The sequence below is a fragment of the Bacillus sp. FSL R5-0712 genome, from assembly GCF_038593285.1.
In the GTDB taxonomy this organism is placed as follows: Bacteria; Bacillota; Bacilli; order Bacillales; family Bacillaceae; genus Bacillus; species Bacillus safensis.
Genome location: NZ_CP151981.1, coordinates 3040684 through 3059217 on the forward strand (window position 1 = coordinate 3040684; position 18534 = coordinate 3059217).

General features: G+C 40.5%; 19 protein-coding genes. 2 read left to right on the top strand and 17 right to left on the bottom strand.

Annotated elements, in window-relative coordinates:
- Positions 1 to 152: 152 nt before the first annotated feature.
- The 4 genes from NSU11_RS15775 to NSU11_RS15790 form a co-directional block, all read right to left on the bottom strand.
- Positions 153 to 953 (bottom strand): HAD family hydrolase, encoded by an 801-nt coding sequence (locus NSU11_RS15775; protein WP_034623831.1) that lies wholly within the window; start codon positions 951 to 953, stop codon positions 153 to 155.
- A gap of 191 nt (positions 954 to 1144) precedes the next feature.
- Complete coding sequence (gene psiE / locus NSU11_RS15780) at positions 1145 to 1573, bottom strand: phosphate-starvation-inducible protein PsiE (protein ID WP_024423385.1); 429 nt, start codon at positions 1571 to 1573, stop codon at positions 1145 to 1147.
- A 37-nt stretch (positions 1574 to 1610) separates the two neighbouring features.
- Complete coding sequence (locus tag NSU11_RS15785) at positions 1611 to 2924, bottom strand: HAMP domain-containing sensor histidine kinase (RefSeq protein ID WP_197202680.1); 1314 nt, start codon at positions 2922 to 2924, stop codon at positions 1611 to 1613.
- Positions 2905 to 3606: a response regulator transcription factor gene (locus tag NSU11_RS15790; RefSeq protein ID WP_025094146.1), complete on the bottom strand. Its 702-nt coding sequence runs from the start codon at positions 3604 to 3606 to the stop codon at positions 2905 to 2907. The genes NSU11_RS15785 and NSU11_RS15790 overlap by 20 nt, the downstream gene beginning before the upstream one ends.
- Positions 3607 to 3855: 249 nt before the next feature.
- On the opposite strand from NSU11_RS15790, the gene NSU11_RS15795 reads away from it, so the two are divergent.
- On the top strand, positions 3856 to 5061 hold the full coding sequence (locus NSU11_RS15795) for a DUF418 domain-containing protein (RefSeq protein WP_342493666.1): 1206 nt from the start codon (positions 3856 to 3858) through the stop codon (positions 5059 to 5061).
- Between the two features lie 85 nt (positions 5062 to 5146).
- Here the strand turns inward: NSU11_RS15795 and NSU11_RS15800 are convergent, their stop codons facing one another.
- A complete protein-coding gene (locus tag NSU11_RS15800; RefSeq protein WP_342493667.1) occupies positions 5147 to 6079 on the bottom strand; it encodes a WYL domain-containing protein in 933 nt (310 codons plus the stop codon).
- An 82-nt stretch (positions 6080 to 6161) separates the two neighbouring features.
- Here NSU11_RS15800 and NSU11_RS15805 point away from each other — a divergent pair, with 82 nt between their 5' ends.
- Positions 6162 to 6806, top strand: a complete 645-nt coding sequence (locus tag NSU11_RS15805; RefSeq protein WP_103131589.1) for an NAD(P)H-dependent oxidoreductase — start codon at positions 6162 to 6164, stop codon at positions 6804 to 6806.
- 167 nt (positions 6807 to 6973) lie between these two features.
- On the opposite strand, the gene NSU11_RS15810 is transcribed toward NSU11_RS15805, so the two are convergent.
- The 12 genes from NSU11_RS15810 to NSU11_RS15865 form a co-directional block, all read right to left on the bottom strand.
- Entirely contained in the window at positions 6974 to 8830 is a 1857-nt protein-coding gene (locus NSU11_RS15810) for an alpha/beta fold hydrolase (protein WP_342493668.1), read from the bottom strand.
- Positions 8831 to 8890: 60 nt separating this feature from the next.
- Positions 8891 to 9457, bottom strand: coding sequence for a TetR/AcrR family transcriptional regulator (locus tag NSU11_RS15815; RefSeq protein ID WP_342493669.1), 567 nt, complete (start codon positions 9455 to 9457; stop codon positions 8891 to 8893).
- Positions 9458 to 9785: 328 nt separating this feature from the next.
- The gene (gene sufB, locus NSU11_RS15820; RefSeq protein WP_007500362.1) at positions 9786 to 11183 is read right to left on the bottom strand and encodes a Fe-S cluster assembly protein SufB; all 1398 of its coding nucleotides are present in this window, start codon (positions 11181 to 11183) and stop codon (positions 9786 to 9788) included.
- A 17-nt stretch (positions 11184 to 11200) separates the two neighbouring features.
- Positions 11201 to 11647: a Fe-S cluster assembly sulfur transfer protein SufU gene (sufU, locus tag NSU11_RS15825; RefSeq protein WP_012011181.1), complete on the bottom strand. Its 447-nt coding sequence runs from the start codon at positions 11645 to 11647 to the stop codon at positions 11201 to 11203.
- Positions 11637 to 12857 (bottom strand): cysteine desulfurase, encoded by a 1221-nt coding sequence (locus NSU11_RS15830; RefSeq protein ID WP_041107713.1) that lies wholly within the window; start codon positions 12855 to 12857, stop codon positions 11637 to 11639. The genes sufU and NSU11_RS15830 overlap by 11 nt, the downstream gene beginning before the upstream one ends.
- The gene (gene sufD, locus NSU11_RS15835; RefSeq protein WP_024423399.1) at positions 12857 to 14170 is read right to left on the bottom strand and encodes a Fe-S cluster assembly protein SufD; all 1314 of its coding nucleotides are present in this window, start codon (positions 14168 to 14170) and stop codon (positions 12857 to 12859) included. Before sufD ends, NSU11_RS15830 begins: the two co-directional genes overlap by 1 nt.
- An 18-nt stretch (positions 14171 to 14188) precedes the next feature.
- A complete protein-coding gene (gene sufC, locus NSU11_RS15840; RefSeq protein WP_007500355.1) occupies positions 14189 to 14974 on the bottom strand; it encodes a Fe-S cluster assembly ATPase SufC in 786 nt (261 codons plus the stop codon).
- Positions 14975 to 15187: 213 nt separating this feature from the next.
- Positions 15188 to 15322 carry a hypothetical protein gene (locus NSU11_RS15845; RefSeq protein WP_254965641.1) on the bottom strand — a complete coding sequence of 45 codons (135 nt, stop codon included), beginning with the start codon at positions 15320 to 15322 and terminating at the stop codon, positions 15188 to 15190.
- A gap of 215 nt (positions 15323 to 15537) precedes the next feature.
- A complete protein-coding gene (locus NSU11_RS15850; RefSeq protein WP_003212803.1) occupies positions 15538 to 15906 on the bottom strand; it encodes a carboxymuconolactone decarboxylase family protein in 369 nt (122 codons plus the stop codon).
- Positions 15907 to 16009: 103 nt separating this feature from the next.
- On the bottom strand, positions 16010 to 16831 hold the full coding sequence (gene metQ, locus NSU11_RS15855) for a methionine ABC transporter substrate-binding lipoprotein MetQ (protein WP_024423400.1): 822 nt from the start codon (positions 16829 to 16831) through the stop codon (positions 16010 to 16012).
- A gap of 14 nt (positions 16832 to 16845) precedes the next feature.
- Positions 16846 to 17514, bottom strand: coding sequence for a methionine ABC transporter permease (locus NSU11_RS15860; protein WP_034623843.1), 669 nt, complete (start codon positions 17512 to 17514; stop codon positions 16846 to 16848).
- Complete coding sequence (locus tag NSU11_RS15865; RefSeq protein ID WP_024423402.1) at positions 17507 to 18532, bottom strand: methionine ABC transporter ATP-binding protein; 1026 nt, start codon at positions 18530 to 18532, stop codon at positions 17507 to 17509. Before NSU11_RS15865 ends, NSU11_RS15860 begins: the two co-directional genes overlap by 8 nt.
- Between the last annotated feature and the right edge of the window lie 2 nt (positions 18533 to 18534).

Genomic DNA, 18534 nt, shown 5'->3' on the forward strand with positions numbered 1-18534 from the left:
AACAACTGTTTCTTTATTGCTACTCATATACTCCTTTTTAGTTGCACGCCAATCCATTGTCTTTCTGATCCTAAACCATTCATTAATAGACAGATAACGACTGAGTGTTCATCTCGCGAACTGGGCAAGTTCGTCTTCTTGGCAGAGAGCGGTTAAGGCTGCAAGCTTAGGATTTTTTGAATCGTATGCATGACCCCGCTCTCTTCATTTGAGAGCGTAATAAAATGCGCAGCATCTTTTACCTCTTGGACGGCATTTCTTACAGCAAAGCTGTATTGAGCGGATTCCATCAGTTCTAGATCATTACGTCCATCACCAAATACCATCGTTTCCTCTTCTGTTACCCCCAAAATGTTCTGCAGCTGCTTCACGGTGGTTCCTTTATGAACACCAATATTGGAAATGTCAATCCACGTATCTTCTGAAGCGACAACATATACTTGTTCAAAGAATTCACTTAACATTTCTCTCGTCTGTACGCAATTTGCCTCAGGATCATGAACGGTGATTTTCACAAAGTCATCTTGTATGTCTGCAAAGTTTGAAACCTTGAGGACATTTGTATAAGAGCCCGTCACAAATCTCATTTCACTCTCAGATAAATGCTCATTGACCACTGCACCATCTTTCGTACATGCAATGATCGTCTGCACTTTACTTATCTCCTCCAGCTTATGGATGATCGATAAACCCAGATCATTTTTTATTAAAGATTCATAAACAAATTGTCCATTCTTTTTAATCCGCGTTGCGCTATCCCCTAAAATCCAAAAATCCTTTGCATGCTCACCAAACAATGCCTCCACTCGTTCACACTGCTTTCCCGTACAAGGAGCGAACGCTACATTTTTCTCTTCCATTAATGCTTTTATTTTCTGAAATAAAGCTTGATCAAATGATCCTTGGCGATTTAAAAAAGTGCCGTCTAAATCCGTAATAATTAATTTAATCATGTTCTTCCTCCAATTCCTTAGCTGAACAAACACTATGAAAATTGTATATGTGTAAATGCCAGAAAGTAAATAAGCCAGGAACATGTTGTTTTTCATCACACATAAAGGCACTTGTTACAGGTACGTCACAAGGCGTTTCATTAATCAACATATAAAAAAATAGACGAACGGTCATCGTTCGTCTTCTTCCCTCACTTCACTTCTTCATGCTCCTGAACCGCATGTCGTTTACTAGCGATAAAGAGTGCAACCGTCATGGCTAAGATAGTCAACGCCCACCAGAACGTCGATACAGCCTCCTTATGATCGATGATAATCAAACGAATAACGGCTGTGATGCCAATATAAATAAAATAGCGAAGTGGAAAATGAAAGTTTGATTTAAAGTACTTAATAATTAAGGCAATAAACTCAAAGTACATAAAGAAGATCAGCAGCTCTCCAAGCATTTCATAATAACTGTCTTCTTTGCTGAGCAAATTCTTGTAGACGAATTGGACAATATACCAAGTTTCACTAATTAAGAGGACGCTTAAAGCAATGGCCAGAAAGAATAGACAAATATTCAGAAGGCCTTGCAAGAGATCCGGTACCTTTTGGAAGTTGTTGAATCGTTTCATTAGATTGTCTCTCCATTCCATGTTATTCATTTGCTACCTATATTTTGATGTGCCAGAATCGCAGCACGATGTAGTAAACGCCGTTCTTTTCCATCCTTTCAAACTGCCCGTGCATGCGGGACATCATTCGTTTTATGCTTCGTTCACCAAGTCCAGTGCTTTCCTGGGTGTCATTTGTCTCGTTTATCGCATTGCTGATATGGATCTCAAAGATTTCTTGGTCGGATAGAAACGTGAGATTGATATCTTTTTTCGGGTCAGCGTATTTCAGTATGTTCGACATCAGATTATCAAACACTCGGCCAAGCTCCTCGACATTCACATTGATATAGCTGTCTGGCAGCTCTCCTAAAAGATGAACCTTAAATGTCTCTTGCTGCAAAATCGCCACCTGATCTGATAAGAGATCGTAAATGACCTCTTTGACTGCAACTGTCTCAAGCTCAGGTTCATGTTCTTTATCAAGTAGAAAATAGGCGAACAGATTATCAGATAGATTTTTCAATTGCAGTGCTTTTTCATAAGCACTTGCTATATATTGATCCTTACGGGTATCCGCTCCAGCCTCCTCTTTTTTCGCAAACTCCAAATTCATCATCAGCGATGTCAGCGGTGTCCTCATATCATGGGACATTTCGGTGACCAAGCTGCGGCTCTCTTCTTGCAGCTCATCAATGGCTTGAAGCTTGTCCAAAAAAGCTTTACGAAGATCCTCAATACTTTTGGCAATCATCGCTAATTCGTCATGCCCTTTCACCGTCATCTCATAGTCCAGCTCTCCGCCTTCAAGAATATGTATCTCTTGGTGAATCGTTTGCAGGTAGCGCAGACTTTTGCGAATCCCGAGAAGAACCATGAGGAGAAAAATAAGCGTTGCTCCGAGCAGCTCGAGTGTAAAGGCTAGATCGTGGTAGCGAGATGAATAGAACCCGTCCACCATGACGCGGCCTTTACCGTCGCTAAACTGAACCGGATACGAATGTTGCTCAGCGTACTGAGTCATCCTTTCTTTTCCGTACACCGATTCATCCGCAGCCGAATAGATGGAGTCATATTGCAGCACCTCATCCTTGAAGATAGTCAAATTAATGTAATTCTCTTTTTTCACCCACTCGCCAAACGCTTTTCGATCCGTTGAAGACAGCTCATTCTCAGACACATAGCGGCTGAATTTTTGAATGTACTTGGCTGACTCCTGATCGTAATACTCGTCTGAACTCAAATATCCATCGATCAAATCATTGGTGATCTTTTGCAGCGTCAAAAAGACAATACCACTCACAATTGCAGCCGCCAAAATCAGCAGTGCAAGCTTTTTGGCCAGTGTATATTTACGATGTGGATGTGCCAAATCGATATCCTCTTCCCCATTCAGTTTTGATATATACAGGACGCGCAGGATCATCCTCAATTTTGGCACGCAGCTTTCGAATATGCACCATCACCGTATTGTTGGAACAATAGAAATAAGGCTGTCCCCACACGCTTTCATAAATATTTTGGGCTGAAAAGATTTTGTTTCGCCTGCTCATAAGCAGTTTTAACATCCGATATTCTAGATCAGACAGCTTAATTTGCTGGTTTTCTTTCCATACTTCATTAAATTCTTCACTTACCTTCAGTTTGCCCCCAACAAGAAAGGTCTCTTCCTGTTCCTTCTTTTCCTGATAGACAGTATACCTGCGTAATTGTGCAATCACTCTAGCATGAAGCTCCTCTTGTGAAAAAGGTTTTGTCATATAATCATCCCCGCCGGCAAGTAAGCCTTCGGTTTTATCGAATGTACTTGATTTGGCTGTTAGAAATAGAATCGGAACATTAGAAGAGGCTCTTATCTGCTGGCACGTTTCGATGCCTGAGAGCCCCGGCATCATCACATCCAAAATCACCAAATCGAGCGAATCGTCCACAAACTTCAATGCTTGCTCGCCATTCATCGCTCTTAGCACCTCATATCCTGCACGTGAAAGGGATTCCTGCAGAAGGTCACCAATATCCTGATCATCTTCTACGACTAATATTCGATGGGTCATGTCTCTCACCTCATGTAATGTGTTGCTCTTTCTTTTATGTCTTTACTATATATCATCTAGCTATGTGAAAAGATACAGCATAAACCTTAACAGTTTATGAATTTGGCCATCTGCCATCAATTTGTCACATTTATTTTCAAAAAATTGGATCTTCATAAATTGTTAAGAATTGGGCCGTATATTGATTCATTGTAAGGATCGATGAATTGATCCGAATCACATTATCATAACAAGAAAAGGAGCATGGATATGAATGCAAACAAAGTAGCACACGGACAACCGATGAGTCTGCGGGAACGGGTTCATTTCTTGGACATTGTACGAGGGTTCGCCTTAATGGGGATTATTCTAGTCAATTACTTTTTGATCGTGGATTCGGCCAAGGGATTTGACATGCAGTCAAATGATGTCTTTCACAATGTGGTGAATTGGTTTGCCTCAGGGAAATTCATTACGTTGTTCTCCTTCCTATTCGGCGTTGGTTTTATGATTTTTATGGATCGAGCTGCTCAGAAGGTGGATAGTCCCAACAAACTGTTTGCCCGCAGATTAACCATTCTCTTAGGATTTGGCCTTCTGCATTTAACTTTTGTTTGGATTGGTGACATTTTGGCCTATTATGCAGTCGCTGGCTTTTTATTGCTTTTCTTTTACAAACGCACAGCCAAAACCATCCTATACTGGCTCATCACACTTTTTGTGATTCAATTGCTCACACCTATTTTCACGATGCTGCTCAATACCGTCAGTTCAGGATCATCAGGCAAGCCGGACTTTGCTGATTTTGAATTAATCAGCCACAACAGTCTGACTTATTTAGCATCTATTGGTGATCGGTGGACAGATATGGTGACAATGGCTTCAAGTTCTTTTTCCACCGTCTATTCTATGTTTTTCATGTTTTTACTTGGTGTGTATTTTGTGAAAATGGAGTTTTTCAAAAACATGGAGGCGAAAAAAACGATTTGGAATCGCATTTGGATCATTTTTGCCATCGCTTTTCTCATCACCCAAGGCAGTACGATCATAGCAGCGGTCAATCCTTTTGAAAATACACTGTGGGTGAACATTGCCTCTGCCCTTGAACAAAACGGCGGATTAACAGGCAGTATGTTCTATATGAGTACACTTGCGATGCTGTTTTTTCACGTCCCTCAGCTGCGAGGTGCTTTGATGGTCTTTACCAAAGTCGGACGCATGTCACTGACCTGTTATTTGCTACACTCGATCATTGGCACAATGCTATTTCTGAAATACGGAGCCGGACTTGCCGATCATCTTCAGCCTGCTGGCACGTTCATGATTGGACTCGGGGTTTATGTCTTCCTCGTGCTCTTTAGTACATTATGGTTAAAGCGGTTTAAGTATGGACCGATGGAATTTATTTGGCGGCAGCTGACATATGGGAAGGTTGATGATCAACCGAAAACAAACACAATGGATGTGGCGAAGTAACTGACATCATAGTAGTTAAATAGAGTGAGAAAAAGGCGAACTTTAGTGGTTCGCCTTTTTATGTAGTATATTAATTTTTTTTGGTTCAATACTTGTCAATCACTTCTCGTAATTGATTCAAATAACTTTCTTTCAATTCCTCTGGGTATTCAATTTTCACATGTTTCCCAAATGACATCAAATAGTGAGTCATATACGATAATTCTTCTTGGTTGTATCCACCCATAATATAAGGAATCTGATCAATGATCTCCAATCTCATATTTGGGTAATGATGCTTCAAAAACTTTTCTTTTCCTTGTTCCGTTAATCGACATTTAAATGAGATATCATGATAAGTTTTTTCGTACTCGAGTTGCATTGCTTTTAATTCTTCCTTCGTATAGGTGCCTCTGCCTTCTTCTTCAATGATCAAGTCCTTCATAAAGTCACATCTATAGATGCCCCACTTTTTATTTTGAACATCATATGCTTTGGTGAACCAAATCCCATTTCGATAAAATAACTCAAGAAATTGCAGCCTGATCCATTTATTTTCATATTGAGTGTACGTCATCTTCACGATTTGATCTTTCATCATCGCCTGTAAAATCAATTCCAAATGATTTTGTTCACTAACTGGAGCGACATTATAGTAATGAATCACATCCAAAGTCTCCGTAATCATTTGTTTTCTCTCATCAGACATTGTGGCAAACAACTTTTGCCGAATTTGTGAGTAAGATTTTTTAAATGGTGTTGCTGACACCAGGTCAAGAGCTTTAAGAGCGAAAAAAATAGCTTGGACTTCTTCTATATTGAAATAAATAGGAACCAATGGAGATTGATTCACGAGTCGATATCCTCCGTGTCTGCCAGATTCAACGTAAAAAGCTAAGCCCATTGACTCTAGCTCTTCTATATCTCTTAAAGCCGTCCTTTTAGAAATGCCAAATTCGGATTGTAAGTCCTTTAACTGAAAAGAGTGTTTATCGCTTAAAAAAATAAGTTCTTGGTTTAATCGTTCTGATTTTTTCATTTGTTTTCCCTCTTAAAAAGGTGCCTTCTTTTGTCACCTTTATCATTTATACTCAGCTTATCAAAAGAAAAGGAGCATGTACATGCAAACATTAATCATTAACGCGCACCCAGATTTCACTCATCGAGAAAGTTATTCAAACAAACTGCAAACACTATTTTTAACACAATTTAAAGAAAGGTTTCCTCATGAGGAACCAACCATTTTACATTTATATGGAACTGAAATTCCTCGTATCGAAAAAGAACAGCTGCTAGGGATTTGGGATAAGCAAGCATCCAAACAAGCATTAACGGCTGCCGAGGAAAAAATCGCCGCTGCTTCATCTGCTTTATTGGCTCAATTCAAAGCACATCATCGAATTGTGATCGTGTCACCTGTTCATAACTTCAATGTGACTTCACGAATGAAAGATTATATAGATAATATCTTTATTGCGAGAGAAACGTTCAAATATACAGAAAATGGTTCTGTTGGTCTGATGACTGACGATTATCGTGTACTTTTACTTCAAGCAAGCGGCTCAATTTTCACAAATAACGATCGATATACACCTCTGGAATTTTCACATCATTACCTAAAAGAAATATTTCAAAACTTGATGGGATTTCATCAATTTCATATTGTCCGAGCACAAGGAACAGCGATTTTAGAACAAGATGCGATCTTACAATCTGCATCTGATGATATGACGAAAACCTTAGAGGAGTTTTATGCACCTAATTAATTTCTATTTAATCAAAAAGACCCAAAACGAAAAATCGTGCTTTTTTTAATAAAAATCACCTTTTTCGTTTTAGGGTGCTATAAAATCTTTCAGTTGGTGTGCATCGGCGGGATCACAAGCACTGCGATTTCATTTCAATTACGACATACTTTATTTATCCCACATTCTCAACTGCTAGTAAGACTATTTTTTATAACCAAAGCTGCCGTTTCACTCGGATGGCTAAGAGGATAATGATGGCCGTATGGAACAACATCAACTTTACCAAGATGCGATGGAGGTGAATAGCCTCTGTCATACTCCCCCCAAATCATATGAAGATTATGCTTTGTTGCTTCATTGAAATCACCGTGATCGTTTTTCAATAGTAACTGGTTAAGCTGAACCGTCGTATTTAAAATTCTAGGAGAAGTAAAGCTGTTTCTGATTTTTTCAATATAACGTTCAGGGATGTTCTCCGTCCTTTTAAATAAACCATTACTTAATAAATAACGCTCTATCATATTAGGAGTTGCTAATTTTAATGACCATTTGTTCATCCATTGTGGAACATTTAGCGATTTAGCATTTTTTTTAGCAACAGGCAGCTGAAGTAAAGTGATTGAATATTTCTTATCTATGTACCCTTGTCCCAATGCTTTCAATAGAATAAACGCACCGAATGAATGGCCGATTAGATGTGCACCATGAGCCGCTTTCTCCAATAACTTTTTCACTACATTCAAATAGATATCTAGAAGATGTTTCTCTCGTTTAAATGGGGAACGTCCCAAACCTGGAAGATCCAAGATCCATACAGGTTGACCCGTTTTTTCATGAAGCTCTTGTGCTAAAGGAAATAAATCCTCTCCATCACTCAATAAACCATGTAATAAAATAAATGGTTTCCCCTCGCCTTGTAATTGGTAAACGGTATTGTTATCGCATAATGTTCGTTCAAATACATGATGGTGCTCACCATGTTGATCCATCATGCGATAATCCAGATCAGCTACTACAGCAGGGAAAAAGTGCATGACACTCGTCTTCTTAAACCAATCTTCCCCCATCATTTTTTTCACTGAAGCATTTGAAAATGTTCGTTTTGTCATAAAATTGAGTCCATCAGAAGGAATGTTTGTTATTTTACTTACTCCACTTTTCATCATTGCTTTCATAAACGGCATTGGGACAGAGATTTTTGGTGCCCTCATATTCATACTTTCCGACATCACACTTAATAATTCAGCAATGTTCTGATCATGCTCTTTGTCTTCAACAAGTGTATATGTTTGAATAGCCGGCTGCTCCATCCTGAAAACCTGCACAATAAACTTCGCAAACTCATCGTTTGAAATCAGTGGCAGCCTATATCCTTTACCTCCAGGAATCACTGGCATAAGCCCTCTTCGCATACTTGTTACAAGCAAACCTAATCCTGCTATCTGTTCTGTACTCCCTGTTTTACTACTGCCGACCACAGTTGGCGGATTAATGACAGACAGCGGATAACCGACAGCTGATGCTTGTTGACGGATATAAAGATCTGCTAAAAATTTTGTTCTCTCGTAAGGATTCTTTATTTTCAGGTAATCATTTCCTTCTTTAAACACATCAATTGCAATCTTGCTATTTTCATCATCAAAGGGACTCATATAACCGACAACATGAATAAAATGCTGCAAGCCCTTCAATTGATGAATATTTTTAGCTAATTCACCAATATATTTGGCGCCATTTAAAAAGACAGAAGCTGCCTCTTTACTGGTCGCTTGAATATCCATGGGGCCTCCTGCATGAATCATCACATCCGTTTTCATTACCCTCTCCTTATCCTCAGCACTTAGACCTAACTCTATTTTCGTCAAATCACCTTCAATAAAGTGCATCACTGATTCTTTTAAAATACCTCTTTCTTGAAAAATGCGTGTCGCTTTACTTTTCGACCTCACTAAAAGAAGAATGTTCACATCCTCTTTCACTAGTTCTTCAACTAATTGCTTTCCAATAAAGCCTGTTCCACCTGTTAAAAATACTGTTTTCATATAAAATCTCCTTTTTAGTAGTACTATTCAGTACTAATTTGATGTAAAAAAAATGCTTCTTTATCGAAGCAAGTTAAATAAATGATCTGCTGTTTTTGTGATGACCGTGGCATTCTTCAATGTTTCTGAAATAAATAACGCTCCTTCAAGATTTGTAATAAAAAGTGATGCCACCTCATCAATCTGAATCGTATCCCTGAATTCCCCGTTCTCTACACCTTGTTTCAGTAATAGAGAAACTTTCTTTTGTAATCCAGTGAAAAAAAGACCTATTTTTTCTTTTATTTGCGTGGCCTGTGCAGGACTTTGAATATAAAGAGTAATAAATGGACAGCCGCCCTTATACTCTCTCGACTGAACGCCTTGTGATAATTGCTTTAAAAACATTTGGATACGATCTTCAACTGAAAATTGGGTCTGAGAAATTACGTCGTCTATTGAAGCTTGATACATGTCAATCCAATAATCAACGACCCCTTCTAATAATTCCTCCTTATTAGAAAAGTGATAATACACATTAGACTTTGACACTTTGCTTACACGAACTAATTCGTCCATACTTGTATAAGCAAACCCTTTTTCCAAAAATAATGTTGCAGCTACTTCAAGTACACGTTTTTGATTCATTAATTTTACCTTTGTCATAATTAGAACTATACAGTACTAATTTGAATGTTGCAAGTATTTATGTTCGTTTAGAAAAAAGTTAATTCCACAGAAAAATATGATGGCTTTAATGATGGTGATGTTGGAGGGGTGGACCTGGCTTCACGAATTAAATACATCTGTCGTTTCATCATGAATGTGAGTAAGAGCCACCTTTGTTGAGGATGATGAACACTGTATACTTCTCCACATTCACATAAAAAAACACAACGCCATGAAGGCTTAATTAACAAGTGGTATCACTCGAAATTAAATGCCTTCAAAAAGCGTTGTGTATCAATGTTTTTTATTAACCAATAGAACCTTCCATCTCGAATTTAATCAAGCGGTTCATTTCAACGGCGTATTCCATTGGCAGTTCTTTTGTGAATGGCTCGATGAAGCCCATGACGATCATTTCTGTTGCTTCTTCTTCAGAAATTCCGCGGCTCATCAAGTAGAATAGCTGCTCTTCTGATACTTTTGATACTTTTGCTTCGTGCTCTAATGAAATGTTGTCGTTTAAGATTTCATTGTAAGGGATCGTATCAGATGTTGATTTGTTATCCATGATGAGTGTATCACACTCGATGTTTGAGCGTGCACCCTCTGCTTTGCGTCCGAAGTGAACGATTCCGCGGTATGTTACTTTACCGCCTTGTTTGGAAATCGATTTCGATACGATTGTTGAAGATGTGTTTGGTGCAAGGTGAATCATCTTCGCACCTGCATCTTGGTGCTGACCTTTACCTGCTAGGGCAATACTTAATGTCATACCACGAGCGCCTTCACCTTTTAGGATGACCGCTGGGTATTTCATTGTCAGCTTAGAACCGATGTTTCCATCAATCCATTCCATTGTTGCATTCTCTTCACATACTGTACGTTTTGTCACAAGGTTGAAGACGTTGTTTGCCCAGTTTTGAATCGTTGTATAACGGCAGTAGCCGCCTTTTTTGACGATGATTTCAACAACCGCACTGTGAAGTGAGTTTGTTGTGTAAACTGGAGCTGTACAGCCTTCTACGTAATGCACATGTGCGCCTTCGTCAACGATGATCAGTGTACGTTCGAACTGACCCATGTTTTCAGAGTTGATACGGAAGTATGCTTGAAGTGGAGTATCTACTTTTACGCCTTTTGGTACGTAGATAAATGAACCACCAGACCATACAGCCGAGTTAAGCGCAGCAAATTTGTTGTCAGTCGGAGGAATGACTTTTGCCCAGTGCTCACGGAAGATGTCTTCGTTCTCTTTTAATGCGCTGTCTGTATCTTTAAACACAATTCCTAGATCTTCAAGGTCTTGCTTCATGTTGTGATACACAACTTCAGATTCATACTGAGCAGATACACCAGCTAAATATTTTTGCTCTGCTTCTGGGATACCAAGCTTATCAAAGGTTTGTTTGATTTCTTCTGGTACTTCATCCCAAGAACGCTCAGAGCGCTCTGATGGCTTTACGTAGTACGTAATTTCATCAAAGTTTAATGCATTTAAATCTCCGCCCCATTGTGGCATCGGCATGTTGTAAAAGTGCTCAAGAGATTTCAAACGGAAGTCGAGCATCCACTGAGGCTCTTCTTTCATACGAGAAATTTCTTCAACGATCTCTTTTGTCAGTCCGCGCTCTGAACGGAAAATGGAAACGTCTTTATCAGAAAAGCCGTATTTATATTCACCAACATCTGGCATTTTTTTAGCCATCCATTTTCACTCCAATCTTATGATTTGCCGTTATCTTCGGCAGATGCGCCTTTTTCAAGCGCCTTCCAGGATAATGTTGCACATTTGATGCGGGCAGGGAATTTTGCCACTCCCTGCAGCGCCTCAATGTCACCAAGATCAATGGAATCGTCGTATTCTTTTCCTAGCATCATATCGGAGAAAATCTGAGACATTTTCAAAGCTGTTTCAATATCTTTCCCTTTAATCGCCTGCGTCATCATAGAGGCAGATGCCATCGAAATCGAGCATCCTTCTCCTTCAAATTTCGCATCCGTGACTTTTTCGTCTTCGATTTTCATCGTAAGACGAATGCGGTCACCACACGTTGGGTTGTTCATATCGACGACAATGCTGTCGTTTAGTACACCTTTGTTTCTCGGATTTTTATAATGATCCATAATCACTTGTCTGTACAGTGTATCTAAGTTTACATTAAAAGACATTCGTAAAATACTCCTTTGTCTTACGGAGCGCTGCAATGAGTAGATCAATCTCTTCTTCTGTATTATACAGATAAAAGCTTGCTCTTGCAGTCGCTGATACACCAAGCCATTTCATGAGCGGCTGTGCACAGTGGTGTCCAGCACGAATGGCGACACCTTCCGTATCCAGAACAGTTGACGCATCATGCGGATGGACGTCGTCTAAGTTAAACGTCACAAGCCCAGCTCGGTGCTGCGGTCCATAAACAGTCGCACCGTCAAGCTCTTTAAAGCGCTCAAGCGCGTAAGTCGCAAGCTGATGCTCGTAACGGCTGACTTCCTCCATACCAATGTCATTTAAGAAGTCAATTGCTTTTCCTAGTCCAACTGCTCCAGCAATAATCGGTGTTCCCGCTTCAAATTTCCACGGCAGCTCTTTCCATGTAGAATCATATAGATCCACAAAGTCGATCATTTCACCGCCAAACTCAGCAGGCTCCATATTATTCAAAAGGTCCTTCTTCCCGTAAAGCACACCGATGCCAGTCGGTCCACACATTTTATGCCCAGAGAATGCGAAAAAGTCACAATCTAGATCCTGAACATCAATTTGCATGTGCGGGGTGCTTTGCGCACCGTCGACGACAATGATTGCCCCATGATCGTGGGCAATTTTGGCGATCTCTTTAATCGGGTTGATGGTTCCTAATACGTTTGAGACATGTGTGACTGCGACAATTTTCGTTTGATGTGTGATCGTTTGCTTCACATCTTCAAGCGATAGCGTGCCGTCTTCCTGTAACGGAATGTATTTCAATGTGGCGCCAGTTGCTTTTGCTGCTTGCTGCCAAGGGATGATATTCGCATGATGCTCCATATGCGTAATGACAATCTCATCGCCTTCTTTGAGGTTGGCTCTAGCATAGCTGATCGCCACTGTGTTTAGTGCAGTTGTTGTACCTCTAGTAAAAATAATCTCCTGGACAGATGAAGCACGGATGAATGCACGAACTTTCTCTCTCGCACCCTCGTATGCGTCCGTTGCTCTTGTGCCAAGGGTATGAACACCCCGGTGGACGTTCGAGTTGTAAGACCGGTAATACTCATTCATTGCATCAATGACCACTCTTGGTTTTTGAGAAGTCGCTGCACTGTCCAAATACACCAAATCATGTCCGTTCACTTGCTGATGAAGGATTGGAAATTGCTCACGAACGTCTTTGATATTCATTATTTTACTTTCCTTTCAATCACAGAAATCAGCTGCTTTTTAACTCCTTCAATCGGCAGTTCTTTCACAACTGGATTTAAGAAGCCATAAATCACAAGTCTTTCTGCATCTTCTTTGGAAATCCCGCGGCTCATGAGGTAGTACAATTGAATTGGATCAACACGTCCAACAGAAGCGGCGTGCCCTGCTGTCACATCATCTTCATCAATTAAAAGAATTGGGTTTGCGTCACCGCGTGCTTTCTCACTCAGCATGAGGACACGTGATTCCTGCTCTGCATTTGACTTTGTTGCGCCATGCTCGATTTTACCAATTCCGTTAAAGATAGAGGATGCTTGATCCTTCATCACACCATGCTTCAAGATATACCCTTCAGAGTTTTTACCGAAGTGGATGATGCTTGTTGTGAAGTTTTCTGTTTGGTTTCCTCGGCCGACAACAACTGATTTCGTATCACCGAATGTACCGTCGCCCATCAGTTTTGTGATGTTTTCAGATACGACGTCTCCATCATTCATCAGGCCAAGCGCCCATTCGATTTTACTGTCACGGCCATTTGCCATACCGCGTCTGTTTACATATACTGTGACTCCTTCTGCAAGGTTATCTACAGCACCGTATGTGACGCGGGCGTTAGCGCCTGTGAACACTTCAGAAACGATATTGAAGATCGCTTCTTCCGGTTTTGCTGTACTGATGTAGTTTTCTACATATGTCACAGCACTATGATCGTCTGCTACGACGATGACATGGTTGAACAAAGTCGTTTCATCATTTTCATGAAGATAAACAGCTTGAATTGGTGCTTCAAGCTCTACGTTTTTCGGTACATAGAGGAAAGCTCCGCCATTCACTAAAGCAGCATGTAAAGCTGTTAGTTTATGCTCATCCACTTTCACTGCATCTGTCATGAAGTATTGTTTCACTAAATCTCCATGCTCACGAATCGCTGTATGAAGATCAGTGAAGATCACACCTTTGTCTTTCGCTTCAGCTGAAAGAGACAAATAGGCCGGCGTTTGATCACGCTGAATGTAAACTGTCTTATCTGTGTCCTCTAAATCAATCAGAGATTTCACTTCTTCTGGAAGCTCTTCTAATGATCCAAATGGCGCACTTTCGACTGTATGCTGTTTGAAATTCGTTAAATTCCATTTTGAAATATTCGTTTTGTCAGGCTTTGGCATTGGGAGGTCTTCTGCTTTTTCAAGAGCCTGTAAGCGAAGGGAGCTCATCCATGCCGGTTCCTGATGCTTCTCGGAGAAGCTTTTGACATAATCTTGATCTACTGATAATTTCGTTTCTAATGTCATCAATAATCCTCCTAACGCTTACGCTTCTTGACCAACAGTTTCGTCTTCAATTCCTAACTCTTTTTTAATCCAGTCATAGCCTTCTGCTTCTAGACGCTGCGCGAGTTCTGGTCCGCCAGATTTCACGATACGACCTTGCATCATGACATGAACGTGATCTGGTGTGATGTAGTTCAGCAGACGCTGATAGTGAGTGATCATTAAGCAGCCGAAGCTTTCGCCGCGCATTTTGTTAATTCCTTTAGAAACAACTTTCAAGGCATCGATATCAAGACCAGAATCGATTTCGTCAAGGATGGCGATCTTTGGTTCAATCATCATTAATTGAAGAATTTCGTTGCGTTTTTTCTCCCCGCCTGAGAAACCTTCGTTTAGGTAGCGCTGTGCCATATCTGGGTCCATTTCAAGGAACTCCATGTTTTCGTCCATTTTGCGGATGAATTTCATAAGAGAGATTTCATCGCCTTCTTCTCTGCGTGCGTTAATTGCAGAACGAAGGAAGTCAGCATTTGTAACACCGCTGATTTCAGATGGGTATTGCATCGCAAGGAAAAGACCAGCTTGAGCGCGCTCATCTACTTCCATTTCAAGGACATCTTCGCCATCAAGCAAGATGCTGCCTTTTGTTACTTCATATTTTGGGTGACCCATAATGGCAGCAGATAAAGTAGATTTACCTGTTCCGTTTGGTCCCATTACTGCGTGGAATTCTCCACCTTTTATCTCGAGGTTTACACCCTTTAAGATTTCTTTCCCTTCAATCTCAACGTGCAAGTCCTTAATTGTTAATGTCGAAGCAGTCATATATCGATACCTCCAAAATAATCATTATTCTCAATTTATTCTCATTCTAATTTTATAACAAATTAAAACTGAATACAACACATTCACGATAAGCGTGAGAGGATGCTCTCAAAATTCTAACAAAAAAAGCAGGTAGATAAAAGGATTTATGTCGAAAAGACTGTTTTCATAAAGAAAGGGCGGGAAACTGTTCTCCCCGCCCCTCAGCTATTATTAGCCTCGTATATTCATTTTTGCGAGCTGTCTTTTCTCATCTCGATAGGACTGCTCTCGTTTATATTCCACTTTCATCCTTAAGTCATGGTCTCTTTCGTACTCTGCATAGCTCATGCCATGAGCTTGATGCATGGCCTTTTCCATCTCGGCGGTATAATCCAATCCCAGTGTACTATGGTCCGAACAAATAATAAACCATTCCCTTCCTTGAGTGTAGCTTTATTGTAGCAAACGTATGCGGCTTCACTCAAAAGGGATATGACACCTTATGCTGGCATATTTTCTCACACAATCGGATGAGAAGCGTTCAACTCCCTGAGATGGAAAAATACCGTGTTTTGCTTCCCTTAATGCGTCTGTCCTCCAAATTCATCAATACATTGCTGAACGACAGTGATTCCTTGGCTTAGTGCTGCCCCGCCGCCAAAAGCTGCCGCCACGCTGACAACCTCCAGCAAATTCTCTTCTGTCGCCCCTTGATCGAGCGCTCCTTTTGTATGATAAATCATGCAGTATTCATCCTGCGCATGAATACTGATACCGAGGGCAATCATTTGTTTTTCCTTTTGCGTTAATGAATCGCTTTGGAAGCACTGCTCCGTAAATTCATTGAATTTCTTTCCAAACACCGGCATTTTCTTCTGGAATTCACCCATTGCGGTTTTATAATCAGTCAGTGATTGCTGCATGGATCCGCTCATATGCTGTTCATTCATCTTGATTCCATCCCTTCAGGTCTTTTGTACGTTTTTATTATGAGCGAGATTTGAAAAAATACACAAAAAACCTCGCTTTGGTAGAAGCGAGGTTGAAATGTTGTTACTCAGATACAGGCAATACTGCACCGTCATATTTTTTGTCGATGAATTCTTTGATTTTATCAGAGTGAAGAACTTCCATTAATGCCTTGATCTTATCTGATTTTTCGTCACCTTTGCGAACCGCAACGATGTTTGCATATGGGTTGTTCTTTGTTTGCTCAAGTTCGATTGAATCTTTTTTCGGATTCAATTTATTTTGGATCGCATAGTTGACGTTGATAAATACAGCATCGCCTTCACTGTTTTCATAAGCTTTCGCAGTTAATTCAGGCGCGATTTTTTTGAATTTTAGATTCTTTGGGTTTTCTTTAATGTTCTTTACTGTTGCGTTAATTGTATCAACCTTTGGATCAAGCTTGATGACACCAGCATTTTGCAGCAGGGCAAGCATACGGCCTTGCTCAGCTACGTTGTTTGTCATGATGATTGTGCCGCCGTTTGGAATATCTTTTACGGATTTGTATTTCTTAGAGTAGATACCGAAAGGCTCAAGGTGAACCGCACCAGCACTCACTAGGTTATAATCTTTGTTTGATTTATTTTCTTCGTTTAAGTAAGGGATATGTTGGAAAAAGTTCGCATCCACTTCTTTTTCAGCTAACGCTTTGTTGTACATTTTATAATCGCTAAGCACTTTCACTTTTAAATCGTAGCCTTTTTCTTTTAGAAGTGGTTTTGCTTCTTCAAGAATTTCGGCATGCGGCGTTTTTGAAGCGGCAACCGTAATGGTTTTGCTTTCACTTGCGTTATTAGATGAACCGCACGCAGCTAAAATACCTGCAAATGCTAGAAATAGTGCACTTAAAATCAATTTCTTCATCAATAAATCCTCCCTTAACGTTTATCAATTTTATTTGTAATCAAATCACCGATTATTTGAATAATAAAGACGATGATCAGAATAAACACAGTAGCTACAAGTGTGACATCTGTATTACCAGATTGGTATCCTTCCACATAGGCGAGGTCACCAAGTCCGCCTGCTCCAATTGCACCTGCAATCGCAGTAGAGCCAATTAGAGCAATCGCTGTTACGGTAATACCTGAAATAAGGGCTGGCAATGATTCTGGCAGCAATACTTTGAAAATGATTGTCGACGTTTTTGCTCCCATTGATCGTGCTGCTTCAATGACTCCTTTATCTACCTCACGCAGTGCAATTTCGACAAGACGTGCATAGAATGGAGCTGACCCTATGACAAGGGCAGGGAGTGCTGCATTTGGGCCAAGAATCGTGCCCATAATGAGTTTTGTAAATCCTAATAATAGAATGATTAGAATGATAAAAGGAATCGATCTGAAAATATTGACGACTGCCCCAATGACGGTGTTAATCGGTTTATTTTCCCAAAGACCGCCTTTACTCGTTAGAAAGAGTAATAGTCCAAGGATAATACCAATGGCAAAGGCAAATGCCAATGAAATCAGTGTCATATACACCGTTTCACCTGTTGCACTCCAGATGACGTCTAAATCAACGTTCGGAAACCATTTCTCAAACATGTGTCATCACCTCGATTTCAACCTGTTTGCTTTGGATATAGGCGATGGCTTTTTCTACCTCAGTCTCTTCTCCATTAATGTGGATAAAGAGTGTTCCAAACGCGCCTTCCTGCGTTTGAGAAATCTTCCCTTGAAGGATATTCACATCGACATTGAAGGATCGAATGATTTCAGTGATCAGCGGCTGCTCGGCAGAGTCTCCAATAAAGGACAACCGTACGACCTGACCTTCTTTTACTCGTTCTAAGACGTGCTCGATTGTTTCTTTCGCTTCCTCTGGTTCTGCAAGCTGTTTCACAAATCGTTTCGTCATTTCTTCCTTCGGTTGTCTGAAGACGCGTAATACTTCGCCTTCTTCGACAATGCGTCCATTTTCCATGACCGCGACGCGATGACAAATTTTGCGAATGACGTGCATTTCATGTGTAATGAGCACAATCGTGAGCCCTAACCTTTTATTGATATCCGCCAAAAGTTCAAGGATCGAATCGGTCGTTTGCGGATCTAGCGCAGATGTCGCCTCGTCACATAGAAGAACCTTTGGATCATTCGCTAATGCTCTCGCAATGCCTACACGCTGTTTTTGCCCGCCGCTCAGCTGAGACGGGTATGCATTTTCTTTTCCTTCTAAACCGACCAATTTAATCAGTTCATTCGCACGCTCTCTCCGTTTCGATGTCGGTACACCTGCGATCTCAAGCGGGAACATAATGTTTTGTCTCACCGTTCTTGACCAAAGCAAGTTAAAGTGCTGGAAGATCATGCTGATTTCTTGTCTTGCTTTCCGAAGTTTCGCATTTGATACTTCATTGATCCGGTTGCCTGCCACTTCAACAATTCCTTCTGTTGGCAGCTCCAGACCGTTTAATAGGCGAATAAGCGAGCTTTTCCCTGCACCGCTATACCCGATAATTCCGAATATTTCACCTTTATCAATATCCAAGTTGACGTCTTTCACGGCATCAACATTTCCGCTTTTTGAATGGTACGTTTTTGATACATTCTGTAAATGGATCACAG

What these genes read in the sequence shown, in the direction of transcription:
- NSU11_RS15810 (WP_342493668.1), bottom strand. Translation starts at nt 8,830, where the DNA reads ATGAAAACAGTATTTTTAACAGGTGGAACAGGCTTTATTGGAAAGCAA.
- psiE (WP_024423385.1), bottom strand. Translation starts at nt 1,573, where the DNA reads ATGAAACGATTCAACAACTTCCAAAAGGTACCGGATCTCTTGCAAGGC.
- NSU11_RS15830 (WP_041107713.1), bottom strand. Translation starts at nt 12,857, where the DNA reads ATGAATATCAAAGACGTTCGTGAGCAATTTCCAATCCTTCATCAGCAA.
- NSU11_RS15860 (WP_034623843.1), bottom strand. Translation starts at nt 17,514, where the DNA reads ATGTTTGAGAAATGGTTTCCGAACGTTGATTTAGACGTCATCTGGAGT.
- NSU11_RS15790 (WP_025094146.1), bottom strand. Translation starts at nt 3,606, where the DNA reads ATGACCCATCGAATATTAGTCGTAGAAGATGATCAGGATATTGGTGAC.
- sufC (WP_007500355.1), bottom strand. Translation starts at nt 14,974, where the DNA reads ATGACTGCTTCGACATTAACAATTAAGGACTTGCACGTTGAGATTGAA.
- NSU11_RS15795 (WP_342493666.1), top strand. Translation starts at nt 3,856, where the DNA reads ATGAATGCAAACAAAGTAGCACACGGACAACCGATGAGTCTGCGGGAA.
- NSU11_RS15850 (WP_003212803.1), bottom strand. Translation starts at nt 15,906, where the DNA reads ATGAATGAACAGCATATGAGCGGATCCATGCAGCAATCACTGACTGAT.
- sufU (WP_012011181.1), bottom strand. Translation starts at nt 11,647, where the DNA reads ATGTCTTTTAATGTAAACTTAGATACACTGTACAGACAAGTGATTATG.
- metQ (WP_024423400.1), bottom strand. Translation starts at nt 16,831, where the DNA reads ATGAAGAAATTGATTTTAAGTGCACTATTTCTAGCATTTGCAGGTATT.
- sufD (WP_024423399.1), bottom strand. Translation starts at nt 14,170, where the DNA reads ATGACATTAGAAACGAAATTATCAGTAGATCAAGATTATGTCAAAAGC.
- NSU11_RS15805 (WP_103131589.1), top strand. Translation starts at nt 6,162, where the DNA reads ATGCAAACATTAATCATTAACGCGCACCCAGATTTCACTCATCGAGAA.
- NSU11_RS15845 (WP_254965641.1), bottom strand. Translation starts at nt 15,322, where the DNA reads ATGCATCAAGCTCATGGCATGAGCTATGCAGAGTACGAAAGAGACCAT.
- sufB (WP_007500362.1), bottom strand. Translation starts at nt 11,183, where the DNA reads ATGGCTAAAAAAATGCCAGATGTTGGTGAATATAAATACGGCTTTTCT.
- NSU11_RS15815 (WP_342493669.1), bottom strand. Translation starts at nt 9,457, where the DNA reads ATGAATCAAAAACGTGTACTTGAAGTAGCTGCAACATTATTTTTGGAA.
- NSU11_RS15800 (WP_342493667.1), bottom strand. Translation starts at nt 6,079, where the DNA reads ATGAAAAAATCAGAACGATTAAACCAAGAACTTATTTTTTTAAGCGAT.
- NSU11_RS15775 (WP_034623831.1), bottom strand. Translation starts at nt 953, where the DNA reads ATGATTAAATTAATTATTACGGATTTAGACGGCACTTTTTTAAATCGC.